At 66.5% G+C, this 12,570-nt stretch carries 13 protein-coding genes; 5 read left to right on the forward strand and 8 right to left on the reverse strand.

What is annotated here, in order from left to right:
* Positions 1-41 precede the first annotated feature (41 nt).
* Complete coding sequence (locus CP967_RS18035; protein WP_167535401.1) at positions 42-602, reverse strand: GNAT family N-acetyltransferase; 561 nt, start codon at positions 600-602, stop codon at positions 42-44.
* A 458-nt stretch (positions 603-1,060) separates the two neighbouring features.
* Here CP967_RS18035 and CP967_RS18040 point away from each other — a divergent pair, with 458 nt between their 5' ends.
* Positions 1,061-2,350: a DNA cytosine methyltransferase gene (locus CP967_RS18040; protein ID WP_150488958.1), complete on the forward strand. Its 1,290-nt coding sequence runs from the start codon at positions 1,061-1,063 to the stop codon at positions 2,348-2,350.
* On the opposite strand, the gene CP967_RS18045 is transcribed toward CP967_RS18040, so the two are convergent.
* Together CP967_RS18045 and CP967_RS18050 are read right to left on the reverse strand one after the other, a co-directional pair.
* The gene (locus CP967_RS18045; RefSeq protein ID WP_268253039.1) at positions 2,343-2,882 is read right to left on the reverse strand and encodes a very short patch repair endonuclease; all 540 of its coding nucleotides are present in this window, start codon (positions 2,880-2,882) and stop codon (positions 2,343-2,345) included. The two genes, CP967_RS18040 and CP967_RS18045, sit on opposite strands and share 8 nt — an antisense overlap.
* The gene (locus CP967_RS18050) at positions 2,879-3,820 is read right to left on the reverse strand and encodes a NaeI family type II restriction endonuclease (RefSeq protein ID WP_229888490.1); all 942 of its coding nucleotides are present in this window, start codon (positions 3,818-3,820) and stop codon (positions 2,879-2,881) included. Before CP967_RS18050 ends, CP967_RS18045 begins: the two co-directional genes overlap by 4 nt.
* Before the next feature lie 90 nt (positions 3,821-3,910).
* Here CP967_RS18050 and CP967_RS18055 point away from each other — a divergent pair, with 90 nt between their 5' ends.
* A complete protein-coding gene (locus CP967_RS18055; protein ID WP_150488960.1) occupies positions 3,911-4,099 on the forward strand; it encodes a hypothetical protein in 189 nt (62 codons plus the stop codon).
* A gap of 8 nt (positions 4,100-4,107) precedes the next feature.
* Here CP967_RS18055 and CP967_RS18060 read toward each other — a convergent pair whose 3' ends face one another.
* From CP967_RS18060 to CP967_RS18070, 3 genes are all read right to left on the reverse strand, one after another.
* Positions 4,108-5,934 (reverse strand): DEAD/DEAH box helicase, encoded by a 1,827-nt coding sequence (locus CP967_RS18060; protein WP_150488961.1) that lies wholly within the window; start codon positions 5,932-5,934, stop codon positions 4,108-4,110.
* Positions 5,935-7,350 (reverse strand): ParB N-terminal domain-containing protein, encoded by a 1,416-nt coding sequence (locus CP967_RS18065; RefSeq protein ID WP_150488962.1) that lies wholly within the window; start codon positions 7,348-7,350, stop codon positions 5,935-5,937.
* A gap of 62 nt (positions 7,351-7,412) precedes the next feature.
* On the reverse strand, positions 7,413-8,102 hold the full coding sequence (locus tag CP967_RS18070) for an HNH endonuclease (protein WP_150488963.1): 690 nt from the start codon (positions 8,100-8,102) through the stop codon (positions 7,413-7,415).
* A 500-nt stretch (positions 8,103-8,602) separates the two neighbouring features.
* Here CP967_RS18070 and CP967_RS18075 point away from each other — a divergent pair, with 500 nt between their 5' ends.
* The 3 genes from CP967_RS18075 to CP967_RS18085 all read left to right on the forward strand — a co-directional run bounded on the left by CP967_RS18075 (position 8,603) and on the right by CP967_RS18085 (position 10,718).
* Positions 8,603-9,061, forward strand: a complete 459-nt coding sequence (locus tag CP967_RS18075) for a hypothetical protein (RefSeq protein ID WP_150488964.1) — start codon at positions 8,603-8,605, stop codon at positions 9,059-9,061.
* A gap of 190 nt (positions 9,062-9,251) precedes the next feature.
* Positions 9,252-9,488, forward strand: a complete 237-nt coding sequence (locus tag CP967_RS18080) for a hypothetical protein (protein ID WP_150488965.1) — start codon at positions 9,252-9,254, stop codon at positions 9,486-9,488.
* 438 nt (positions 9,489-9,926) lie between these two features.
* Positions 9,927-10,718 carry an IS5 family transposase gene (locus CP967_RS18085; RefSeq protein WP_150488966.1) on the forward strand — a complete coding sequence of 264 codons (792 nt, stop codon included), beginning with the start codon at positions 9,927-9,929 and terminating at the stop codon, positions 10,716-10,718.
* Here CP967_RS18085 and CP967_RS18090 read toward each other — a convergent pair.
* Together CP967_RS18090 and CP967_RS18095 are read right to left on the reverse strand one after the other, a co-directional pair.
* Positions 10,675-11,223 carry a hypothetical protein gene (locus CP967_RS18090; protein ID WP_150488967.1) on the reverse strand — a complete coding sequence of 183 codons (549 nt, stop codon included), beginning with the start codon at positions 11,221-11,223 and terminating at the stop codon, positions 10,675-10,677. The genes CP967_RS18085 and CP967_RS18090 overlap by 44 nt on opposite strands.
* Positions 11,224-11,372: 149 nt before the next feature.
* Positions 11,373-12,542 (reverse strand): pyridoxal phosphate-dependent aminotransferase, encoded by a 1,170-nt coding sequence (locus tag CP967_RS18095; RefSeq protein WP_150488968.1) that lies wholly within the window; start codon positions 12,540-12,542, stop codon positions 11,373-11,375.
* Positions 12,543-12,570: the final 28 nt, after the last annotated feature.

Consider the following 12,570-nt stretch of genomic DNA (forward strand, 5'->3'; position numbering starts at 1 on the left):
CGGACTGCTGGTGCCGCCACAAGCGGCACCAGCAGTCCGTGTCACAGCCCGTGTCCGCCGGGCGCCAGCTCCTTCAGGAGCACCACGCTCTCGTAGTTCGTCACGCCCCACCGCCAGGACCCGACCGGCACGTAGCCACGCCTGCGGTACCAACCGACCAGATCGACCGCCTCGGCCGACGTATCGATCACTACCTGCGCCGACCCGAGCGCGGCAATACGTTCCTCCGCCAGGGCCAGCAGTCGCTTGCCAAGACCCGCCCCCCGGTACGAGGGGTCCACCGCAAGCTGCCAGAACGCTCCTGATCCCGCTGGAGCCGGGTACCCGTCCGGGGCTTCATGCGGAGCTGCCACCGTCACGGTGCCCACCAGCTCGCTTCCCTGCAGAGCTACCCAGCACTCACCCTGGCGCAGCCTGTAGGCCGTGTCCTCCACCGACTGATATGAGGCGAAGAAGACTCGACCTTCGGCCGCATGGGCGGAGTAGGCGCGGTGAAGCAGACGCGTCAGGTGCGCAACGGAGTCACCCTCGGCGAATGACCGGACCACGACGGATTCACGGCTGCCGAGCCGTTCCGACCTGTCTGCTGGTGATCCGTCCACGCGATCAAGTATCGGCCGGAGAGAGATGCGCCACCTGCTGAGATGCGAGTACACCGTCATACACCTGGGGCGGGGCGTGTTTGACTGCGCCCCGCCCCGCAATGGCGCAGCCTGTCCGCTACCGCGGGTATACGCAGGAAATGGCCTGCCCGCCGGGAGCAGCGATCGCTCCGGCGTAGCGCGAAGCGGGGAAAACTGCAGGTGAGCCGCGTCCGGACAGCAGTCCTTTGATTCTCTTGCGCAGCCGTCCGGTGAGCCCCGGTCTGCAGGATTCCGGCCCTTTAGACTGGGTATTCCCACTGGTCGCGTTCGCGGTCAGCTGTACATCCCAGCCTCGGTGGACTTCCTGCCGTGCAGCTGGGATGTTCGTGCGACAGACGGACTCGTTCGCACGTTCGAGTCCGGCCTGCCGAGTGCAGCCGAGCAAGCGGTGGGCAGTGCGCGTGTATGGAGGACGAATGACGGATCTGCATGTGGTCGAGATCTGCGCGGGAGCGGGTGGCCAGGCCCTCGGTTTGGAGCGCGCAGGCTTCGAGCATGCCCTGGCGGTAGAGCTCGACGCGAATGCCGCCTCCACGCTTCGCCGGAACCGTCCGGCCTGGCATGTGGTGGAAGGGGATGTAGCAGATCCCGGAACATGGACCCCTGAGGACTACCGCACCGTGAACGGCGAGCAGCTGGACCTGCTCGCCGGCGGTGTCCCATGCCCCCCGTTCACGATCGCGGGCAAGCAGCTCGGGGCAACGGACGAGCGCGATCTGTTCGCCTGGGCGGTCAACCTCGCCGAGCGGGTGCGGCCGAAGGCGCTGCTGCTGGAGAACGTCCGGGGGCTGAGCGCCAACCGCTTCGCGGCATACCGCCAGAACGTCCTGGACACCTTGCAGAGCGCAGGCTACGCAGCGCAGTGGAAGCTGCTCCATGCTGCCGACTTCGGTGTTCCCCAGCTCCGCCCGCGCTTCGTGCTCGTAGCGCTCCTTCCTGAGTACGCAGAGTATTTCTCCTGGCCGGAGGAACTTCCCGATGCCCGTCTGACCGTGGGGGAGGCGCTTGAGTGCTTGATGGCGGCCAAGGGCTGGGAAGGTGCAAAAGCCTGGGCTGACGGAGCAGACGACATCGCGCCCACCATCGTGGGCGGATCGAAGAAGCACGGTGGCGCCGACCTCGGCCCGACCCGGGCCAAGGCAGCGTGGGCGAAACTCGGCGTAGATGCTAAGGGCGTCGCAGACGAAGCACCTGAACCAGGCTGGAAGCCTGCTGAGGGCAAGCCCGGGCCGAAACTCACCGTCGAGATGGTCGCGCGCATCCAAGGGTGGAAGCCCGAAGACAAGTGGTTCTTCGAAGGGCGCAAGACAACCACCTACCGGCAGGTGGGCAACGCCTTCCCGCCGCCCGTCGCCGAGGCTGTCGGGCGGTCCATCGCCCGAGCCCTGCGGAAGGAAGGCGAGCGGAATGAGCTCGTGGAAGCGACGGAGACGGTCCACGACCCGGTGTACAAGCTGCTCCGCGGCATGGAGCGCCCTCTCGGCATCGATCAGATCATCAAGCGGCTGGAGAAGTACGGGCAGCACATGTCCGAGCCGGAAGTCGAAAGGCATCTCGCCCACTTGGAGCGGGACTTCATCATCACGCGCGTCCCGCGCTCCAGCGGGGCGCTGGGATACCAGCTCGGCGAATTCAAGGCATTCGTCGGGCAGGAAGGCCATCAGCGGCATGAGCTCTTCGCGGTGAACCAGGCGAAGATCAGCTGACCGCTGCACCACGCCCTTCGCCGCCCGGCGGCAGGGTCGGCCTGCCCTGGCGCTTCAGCGCCGCAGCCTCCTGCCGCCGCGCGGTGACCGCGTCGACGACAGTGCGGGCGCACGCCTCCGGATCGAGATGCTCCCAGAAGCGGAGCACTAGCCAGCCGGCCTCGCTGAGGCGGTCGTCCGTATCGCGGTCGCGCTGGACGTTGCGGCCGATCTTGTCCTCCCAATACGGTCGGTTGGTCTTGGGCATGACGAAATGCTCCGGGCAGCCGTGCCAGAAGCAGCCGTCGATGAAGACCGCCACCTTCACAGGCCGGAAGACCATGTCAGCCGTGCGGCGCATCTTCGGAAGCGGCTTGGCAGCGACGCGGTAGCGGAGCCCCGCAGCATGTACCAAGGAGCGCAGAAGCAGCTCCGGCGCAGTGTCGCGGTTTCGGTTGCCGAGCATGCTCCGCCGGTTCGCCGCCGACGAGGCCCACGAACCCTCAGGGGGTTGCCACTGCGGGAGCTCTCCCGCTGCTTCCTTCTCGCTCATATCTCCGGCAGCTTCGGTACAGCCTGTTCTGGATCAGCAGGCCCGGCGAGGACCCACTCCCGCCCTTCGAGTTCCACTCGCGGAGCCGCACCGTGCTCGGGCCGTACCTCAGCGAGCCGCGCGCTTACAGACTCGCCCGGACCGGGCACCGGCAAACCGAGTGCTTCAGCGATCCGGCCGTGGCTGGAGTAGTGGCCCAGGATCACGATGCCGCGGGGTTGGAGCCGCGAACGCGACCCGCCGTTGTAGCGCACCCGCTTCATATAGTCCTCCTGCATGGCCACGGTCGCGACAACCGTCCGGCTGACGCGTCGGCCCTGGGCGCGCAGGAAGAGCTCGTCCACCCTACGCTGTCCGCTCTTGTGGGAGAAGATCGCGTCGATGTCCGGCCCGGACAACCTCAGCAGCATGTTCTCCTGGAGCGGAGCCCGGTCGAAAAGCCACTTCACTGCCTGGCGCCCCGCGGCGCTCAAAGTCTTCTTGGCATCCCGGTTGCCGCCACTGTTCAGCCGCTCAGGCAGGGCACGCACCAAGCCGGCGGACCAGCTCGACCGCTCATCGCTGGCCCAGACCACAAGCAGCAGGTGGCCGAGAGCCTCCGGGGGGATCATCCAGGCGCCCAGGGTCTGGGAGTACTTGCAATCGACGTCGATCCCGGCGATCGAGTAGTCCATGTCGCGGCCGTCTGCGAACCCGAATTCGCGCTGCAGGTTGATCTCGATCAGCGTGCCGAGGTGTGCCTTCTCCGTCTTGTACAGCTGCCCCCAGCGATAGCGGCCTGTGTGCTGCCCGTCCAGCAGCATGTCGATACTCCGCCGGACCGCTGCGGCCATTCTGCGGCCGTCCGGATCGGCCGCAAGGAGGCTCCGCGCCACAGCAGCCAGCTCGCGGTCTGCCTCATTGCCGTCGTCGCCGAGAGGCCACAGCGGGGTCTGCATACTCGTTCCGTCGCCATCCACGACGGGACTCTATCCATGCCGCGGGTAAGCAGGACAGCCGATCCGGGACAGCAGTGGCACACTTCGGCTGTGATTCGGGAACCAGCTGAGCTCAGCATCGACGAAGACGGGAAGGTCTCGCTGCCTATCGGACTCCTGGCGGAGGCCGGCCTTGGCACCGGGGCCCGCATCATGGCGTTCAGCGACGGGGACGGCCGCATCGTGCTCCAGCGGGAGGCAGATGCCTTGGAGAGGCTGCTGCAGGAGGGGACTCTGTGAGCTGAACCCTACAGCGCGCCCGTTTCAAGATGCTCGAGGACGGCCCGCATATCGGCCGCGTCCATCCCTGCGGCAACAGGGGCTTCTTCCTCCGGATCGCTGAGCTCGCGCACTGCGGGGTCGTCCAGGATCCTGCCCATGAATTCCAGCTTCTTCGCCAGTCTCATGGCGACGATCTCGTCGACCGTGCCCGCGGCTGCGAGCACGGTGATCCTGGTCTCGGCGTCAGGACTCAGCCCAAGGCGGTGGATGCGGTCCAGGCTCTGCAGAAAGCGGCCAGCCTGGAAATCGCGATCGATGTAGACCGCGTCATGGCAGTCCTGGTGCAGGCTGATGCCTTCGCCGAGGGTCGCAGGGTTCGAGATGAGGACGGAGCAGTCAGGATCCTCCCTGAACCGGCGGAGCTCTGCTTCTCGGTCCTGGGTGCCACCGTGGACCGCAGCAGGCTGGAAGGGCGCCAGCAGCCGCTGCAGAGACGTAATGCTGCGGACGAAGCTCGCCCAGACCAGGGTCTTCCGCCCCAGTGAGGCATTCTCCGCAACGATGGCCAAGACCTCCTCGTACTTGGGTGCTACCTCGTACTCCGGAAGGCGGTGGAGGAGTTCCGACAGAGGGGCGTTCTCCGAAGCCTGCAATGGCGGGACGCGGAACTCGAGAGGCTCGTACCGAGTTGATCCGCCTACTAGAAGGGCAGGGCTGGTCGCAGCCATCAACATGCGCAGCACTGCTTTGCCGAGAGCCTGGAAGTCCATGCGGTCGGCAGCGGCCCTCGCAGAGACCTTGCCTCCGGCCTTGAGCGCCTCGTAGATCTCTTCGTGCAGAGGCGGCATCGCCAGCCGCCGCAGCCGGAGCTCTACCGGCGGCAGCCCCAGCTCTGCTTTTGTCGTACGAGTGAACATGGGTCTCAGTACCTGGCTCGCATAGGCGAGGTCGCCGCCGTCGACGGCCTGGGTCACCACTCTGCGCCCGTGGCCTGGCCACACGAAGGACAGGAGGTTCTCCAGGTCCTTGGCACCGTTCGGTGCCGGCGTGCCGCTGAGGATCATGCGAACGCGGCTGAGCGGACCGAGCGCGAGGCAAGCTGCGCCCCAGACGCCGGCCCCCCCCAGCTTCATCCGGTGGGCTTCGTCGACGACAAGCATTGCAGGAGCTGCTCTGAGCCAATCGGAGAGCGCAGGCAGCGCCCCGTGCAGGCGCTCGTAGTTGACGATGAGGAGATCGGCAGAGGGAGGAGAGCCCTTGCCCATCACATGCGCCTGGAGCGGCTCAGCAAAGCACGCATCGGCTTCGTACCGCCATGCTTCGAACGCCGACTTCGGGCTGACCACGAGGATGCGGGACACCTCGCCCCGCTCTCTCAGTGCTGAGAAGACAGCCATGGAGACCCGGGTCTTCCCAGCTCCGGGCACGCTGAAGTTAGCCCCGTTGCCCATCGAGAGCAGCCGAGCCGTGTCTCGCAGCTGGAACGGGGCCAGAGGGGCCTTCCAGCTTGCCCCGAGCAGGGTAGGAATCTGGTCGGCGGTGACAGCGTCCTCGCCGACCTCACCGCTGAGCAGCCTCTCGGCCGCGTCAGCGGTGTCGAGCATCTCCGTGACGAGACGTCGGAAGTCCTCCTCCCAGACGACGCTTTCTGGTTCAGGCCAGGAAGCCAACGCGCTGATGCTCGCAAGGAAGCTGTCCACGGGGACTACGGCCGACAACCGGTCTGTCATCCGTCCGCTGGGAAAGCTGGCGATCATCTGCCCGAGAGCACTGCGGCAGGCAGGCACCGTCCTCAGCGATGCCCGGGTACGCGTGACGTCGAACCCGATCGTCAGACTGGGCTCGCCTGCCATCTAGCGAGCCCTCCCGAGAGTCTCGATGAGCCAAGTCACCCCGTCACCGGGATCCTGCACAGTGCGCTTGGCTTCAAGCGCGAGCTTCTGCAGTTTCTTCCGGAGGTCGGTGACGGCGTCGTCGAAGGCGTCCTCGTCAAGGCTGCTCTGAGCCCGGGACATGACGAGATCTGTGATGCACTGCTCGATGTCCCGGCCTGCATCGGCCAGGCGGGCGGGCGCTGCCTGCTTGCGCTTCTGGATGCGTGCATCACGGCCGGCGAATGTGATGGCTTCATCCATCGCATCGCGCAGTCTTTTTGCCTCCTTCTGCGCTTCATCGGCAGCATCCTGCTCAACAGATCCGCCAGGCTGGATGGCGACCCGCAAGCGCAGAACGGTGTCGGTCAGTGATTTGGCCGCACTGAGGTCGGCAGAGGGGCCCTTAACTGCCCTACCCAAACCCGGGATGGCGGTACTCGCAGCAGGCCCGGCCGGTGCACTGCCCTCAGGGAGTACCTTCGACAGGTAGCGCTCGTTGAAGTCGTGGCCGATGAAGCGCACGTCGGTCTTGGCGAACCCGAGCAGCATGGCAGCTAGCCGACTCTCCAGCAGCAGCTCGGCCTTCTCCGGGTTCGTTGCGTACTGCTTGACGTAGGCGCGCTGGAGCTCGCGGAACTTCTCCGCCTGGTCCTCGAACGCCACCAGAGACAATTGGCCGCCAGCCGACCGGCTGCGTTCGATCAGCGACTCGATGTTTGCCAGCACCCACTGGTCCTGCCGGCACCGCTCCGCTGTTGTACGGAAAATTGAGGCGATTACCGCCAAGGGCGTTCCCCGGTCAACGAGTTCCTGCACCGCAAGGAGCCGGTTGATGTACGAGTAGTCGCGGCGGTGCTCCTTGCGCAGCTGCAGGGACAGCTCGATTGCCGCGATGTCCTGCCAGTCGCAGCTCTCTGGCAGGACGGCCACGCGCATCTCGTGCGTGGGCCCGTACAACTGGACCAGACCTGCGCGGCGGGTGTTGCCGTTGACGAGGACGCCCTCACGGGTGATCAGGCCGGGATCTGTCTGGCCGTACTCCTTGAGGCTGGCGACCAGTTCGTCGAACTCCGGATCCTTCCTTGCCGGATCCGCGGGAAGCACCTGCAGCAGCCGGTCCAAGTACGCCTGGCTCTCGCTGCTCCAGGGGTCGTCAGCCAGGGCCGCCGCCTGCTTGGGGTCGTGGCTGGACTGGGCGCGGATGCGATGGGTGGCAGGGTTGTAGTAGAGGTTCCCCACCGGCATCTGAATGACTTCCAGGTGCTCAGGGTGCCCGCGCCACTCCACCGTCAGCGTCTCGCGAGGACCGCTGCCGGCCTCGACTTCCCGCAAACGGGACCGGACCAGCGTGCGGTTCTCCTCAGCGATCGGCGGCAGACCGTAGTCCTGTGCCATTTCCTTGTTCCTGCTTCCCTACGTCTTGTTGTCCAGGGGGCCTCTGCGTGCTGAGATCGGCTTCAGGCGGCACCAAGCTGTGAGCGCAGCTTCGCTCGCGATTCTTCAGGCAGGGAGCGGTAAGCACTCCAGAGTCGGTCCAGCGCGGTGAACTCCCGCTGGTCGTCAGCCAACCAGCCCTCCAGAACGCGGCGATCCGAAGAGCTGAGTGCCGCCGCTGCCCTGATGACCTCGCCGAGATCCGCCATTAGCGCACGGCCGCCGACTCTGCACCGCCGGCACTCAGTGACCAACTCCGTTGTCCGGCCTCCACCAGGCTTGATGACCTCTCTCCGAGCAATGTCGAGCTGGGCGGCTTCGTCTGTGCCGTCGTACAGCTCACCGGGGGTGATACCGCAGGAGCGGCACATGTTCCCGTCCCTCGCTAGAACCTCCCGCCGCCGTCCTGCGCCGATGGCTGCAGTGCCGGCCCTGCGTGTCGCCCGCCCGGGCAACCAGACCGGATCGCCCTGCTCGACGAAGCGCTGCTCGTGAGAGTCCAGCGTCGCGTCCTCGCGGTTCGTATCGATTCGCCATCCGAAGTCCCGCAGGTCCCTCATGCGGCGGTCGACCTGCGAGACACCAGGGAAGGCGGCACGGAGCTGCTCCTTGGTGAACGTCTTGCCCACTCCGACCTCGGACACAAGCCACAGTGCAGCGCGCTTCATCGTCCCCAGGCCGGGATCCAGCCAAGAGGGCAGGGGTGCTTCCATTCGAGTCAAACCTCCTCAAGAGGGCAGTGAAAGGCGCCAACGGCCCATACAGCCACCCATTACTAGCATGGAAAGCGCTATCGATTCCAGTGATCAGCCATCTTTACAACTTCAGTAAAGATGGCCATCCAAATTGCCCGGAATTTACTGTTTCAGCCGCTTCGGTCTCTCGTTGAAAATAGTCCGCCTGGTGGGCGGAGAACCCGGGATCGCGCACCCTGCGAACGGGTAGGCTCAGGCTGATTGATCGTCTCCGTGTGCAATCCCGGCAACCGGAAGGGGTCCTCGCTGTGCCAGCTTCAGGACATATCGGAAGTTCGTACGCATCCGGCACCACTAGTGAGGTAAAGGAGTTCGCTGCAGCCCTGAGGATCGTCATCCAGTACGTCCGGCCGGGAGCTGCCTTGTATGCCGCAGCGGAGGCCCTGCGTATTTCGCCATCCCAGCTGTCCCACTGGCTCCACGGGCGGCGGCTTCCTGACAGGGAAGCGGTACGCCGTATGTCCGAGCTGGCGCAGCAGGGTGCCTGCCGCGTGGGGGTAGTGCTTGAACCCGAACCTGCCGAACTCCAAGCGCTGCTGTGCGCAGCCCGGCGGTCGAAGGGGCACCCTTCAGCCGACTGCACCTGTTCGGAGGGGGACCGGCGCAACGGGGTGGCATCCGGCAAGGGGGACCGGCGCAACGGCCGCAGTTCTTCGCCGGTGAGTGCCGACCGGCTCGACGCGCCTCCGGATCTCCTCGGGGCGCTGGCCGAAATGAAGGCCGACCGGAGGATCGCCCTGCTTGCCGACCTGGCCGCCTCATGGGAGGAATCGGAAATCGCCTACGCCGCCGACAAGCTGGCACGTGCCGGGATGGAGGTGGAAATGGAGGCACTTATCCGTTACGCGAGAAGCGTGGGAAAGGATTCGACGGAGGTGGCGGTCGCCCTCGCCATGTACCGCATTCGGCTAGGATGATCTGCACCGCAATCCTCACGGGTGGCAAAATGGGGTCCGAGTGCGTTTTCGCTCAGCTCCACCGCCCCATGCGTGCCATTGCGTATCGTCAGTCGCAACACGGGAAAGGCCCGGCCGCCTGGCTACCAACCTGAGCCGGCGCCTTCCCCGCGGAAACATCCCGACTAGTTCACTGATCAGGAGCTTCACGTTGAAGTGTAAGGCTGTCCTGGCACTCCTTGCCAGGAAGATCAAGGCTGCCCTGCGCCGCTCGCCCCGCGTCGGCAGTGCCTCCGAAGGGGCGGTGCAGGGGTGGCCCTCGCCGCGGGTGCGGCGCCGACTGCGGTTCCTCCGCTGGGTGCTCACCGTCCAGGCACTCAAGGGCGCAGTGTCGGCTGTAGCGGGTGTAGCAGCCCTCTGGCTGCTCGATTGGATCCTGCACCTCTGATCGGAGGGCGGGACAGGGGAGGCCGGGCCGCCAACAGCGGCCCGGCGTCTGATGCTGGCGGCGATCTCTCCGGGAGCCTACCCATTCTCCAAGCCTCTCCCGAGCCATCTGAGACCGCCCCACATCAACCGCCTGAACTGCGGAAACGCCATTGAAGCCAGTAGGTTCCTTAGTAGCTGTTGTCGTTCCGATCCTGAGGGGTGGGCGTCGAACGGGGGTCTCGTTCGGGTGACCGTGGCCGGCTGCGGGCATGAAGGCAGGGCCTCTTGGTAGCTCGGGGTTGCGAAGCCAACCGAGATCCAGGAGACCCTGTTGCCGCAGTTGTACGTGCTCGCGCCGGTGCAGTTCAACTCGGCTGCTCTGTCGTGTGATTGTGTCGCTCATCGGTTCGGGAATGCGGCCGACCATCCAGAGCGTGTTCGGCGGTATCCCTCGGACATGACGGACGCGGAGTGGTCTGTGGTCCGGCCGCTGCTGCCGGTGCCGGGCTGGCTGCGAGGTCGGGGCGGGCAGCCGGAGGCGTACTGCCACCGGGCGATACTGGATGCGATCCGCTATCTGGTCGACAACGGAACGAAGTGGCGGGCCATGCCGGCCGACTTCCCGCCGTGGGACCGGGTCTATGCGTTCTTCCGCCGCTGGCGCGACCACACGCTGGTCAGAGAGTTCCACGACCGACTGCGCGGCAGGGTCCGCGAAGCGTCGGGGCGAGATGCGGAACCGACGGCCGGCGTGATCGACTCGCAGTCCGTCAAGGCGGACGCCGTCGTCGGCGCCGACAGCCGCGGTTTCGACGGCGGGAAGCTGGTCAACGGCCGCAAACGACACGTGGTGGTCGACACTCTCGGCCTGCTGCTGGGCGTCATGGTCACCGCGGCGGACATTGGCGACCGCGTCGCAGCGAAGGTGCTGCTCGAGCGGGTGACCGACGCTCACCACCGGCTGGAACTCGTCTGGGCTGACGGCGGCTATACCGGCAGCCTCGTCAAGCACTGCCTGGCCGCCCTCGCGCTGGTCCTGGCGATCGTCAAGCGGAGCGACGACATGCGCGGCTTCGTGGTGCTGCCCAAGCGGTGGATCGTCGAGCGGCTCTTCGCCCACCTGATGCGAAGCCGCCGCCTGGTCCGTGACTTCGAACGATCCACCAGCAGCGCCGAGGCGATGATCTACTGGTCGATGACCATGATCATGACCCGCCGCCTGGCCCGCTCACGCTCCGCGCGAGGGTGAACCGGCCCGGTGCCGGCTCGGCCAGCCAGCCCCGCGAAACCAGGCGTTTCGCCTTCGACCGCAGCCCTTCCACCTTGGCCGACACCACGTCCAGGCCGAACGCGGTGGCCATCTCCTGACAGGTCAGCGGCCCTTGACCGAGACGGCCCCGATCCTCGACCGAGGCCAGGATGCGCTGGTAGTCCATCGACAGTGCCGTCGCGGCCAGCCCCTCGCGCCACATCGGAACCTGCGACCTCGCCTTCACCGCCAGAGGCGGAGACGCCTCCACCTCGGCTCCCGTCACAACACCCTCTGGCACGTCGGTGGCGACAACGCCGGCTGAGCCACCGCCCGGCGCGGACAGCACCGCACCGACACGCTCGCGGGCGATCATCCACTCCGACCACTCCTGCTCGGCCACCGCGAGCTCGGCCTGGATGCGGTCCGCTTCCTCACGCAGCCCGTCCACACGACGACGAGCGGAAAGCTCGTGCTGTTCCAGCAGTCCGACAACCGACGGCATCCACGACCTCCACGAGAGCAACGAAACGACACCCCATCACTCCCACACCGATGCCACCCCCACCCCGGACCAGCGAAAACACAGTCGTCAGACTCGGAAAGACAACAGCGTCTTAACCGAACCCCATTCAGGGCAAAGTGCTCGTGAGTTCAGGTCACCAAGCGCCGCAGACGGCTGGTGGCCTCGTGGAGGACGTCGTCCTTCTTGCAGAAGGTGAAGCGGACCTGGGTGCGGCCGGCGTCGGGGTCGTCGTAGAAGACGGAGTTGGGGATGGCGACGACGCCGCAGCGTTCGGGGAGGGCGCGGCAGAAGGCGTAGGCATCCTTCTCGCCGAAGGGAGTGATGTCGGTGGTGATGAAGTACGTGCCCTCCGGCTGGTAGACACCGAAGCCGGCCGCGCGCAGGCCGTCGCCGAGCAGGTCGCGCTTGCGTTGCAGGTCGGCGCGGAAGTCGTCGAAGTACGAGTCGGGGAGGTGGAGCGCTTCGGCGACGGCGTACTGGAAGGGGCCCGCGCTGACGTACGTCAGGTACTGCTTTGCGGTCCGGACTGCGGAGACGAGCGGGCCGTCCGCCATGATCCAGCCAACCTTCCATCCGGTGAAGGAGAAGGTCTTGCCGGCGGAGGAGATGGAGACGGTGCGCTCGCGCATGCCGGGGAAGCTCGCGATCGGGACGTGGGCGGCGCCGTCGAAGACCAGGTGCTCGTACACCTCGTCGGTGACCACGAGCAGGTTGTGCTCGACAGCGAGCGCGGCGATGGTGCTCTGCTCGTCGGCGGTGAGGACCATCCCGGTCGGGTTGTGCGGGGTGTTGAGAAGCAGGAGGCGAGTGCGCGGGGTGATCTTGGATCGCAGCTCGTCCAGGTCCGGGCGGAAGGACGGGGCTCGCAGGGTGAGCGGTACCCGCTTCGCGCCGGCCATGGCGATGCAGGCCGCGTAGGAGTCGTAGAAGGGCTCGAAGGCGATCACCTCGTCACCGGGCTCCAGCAGAGCGAGCATGGTCGCCGCGATCGCCTCCGTCGCGCCCGCGGTGACCAGGACCTCGGTGTCCGGGTCGAGGCTCAGGTCGTAGAAGCGGCGCTGGTGGTCGGCGATCGCCTGGCGGAGTTCCGGGATGCCGGGGCCCGGCGGGTACTGGTTGCCGCGGCCCTCGCGCAGCGCCCGTACCGCCGCCTCGCGTACGGACTCCGGGCCGTCCGTGTCCGGGAAGCCCTGGCCCAGGTTGATCGCGCCCGTCGCCGTCGCCAGAGCCGACATCTCCGCGAAGATCGTCGTCCCGAGCCCGTCCAGCCTGCGGTTCAGCAGCGGCCTGCCGCTCATGTCTCCACCGTCCTCACTCGGATGTCCG

It is taken from the genome of Streptomyces nitrosporeus, from assembly GCF_008704555.1.
Classification (GTDB): Bacteria; Actinomycetota; Actinomycetes; order Streptomycetales; family Streptomycetaceae; genus Streptomyces; species Streptomyces nitrosporeus.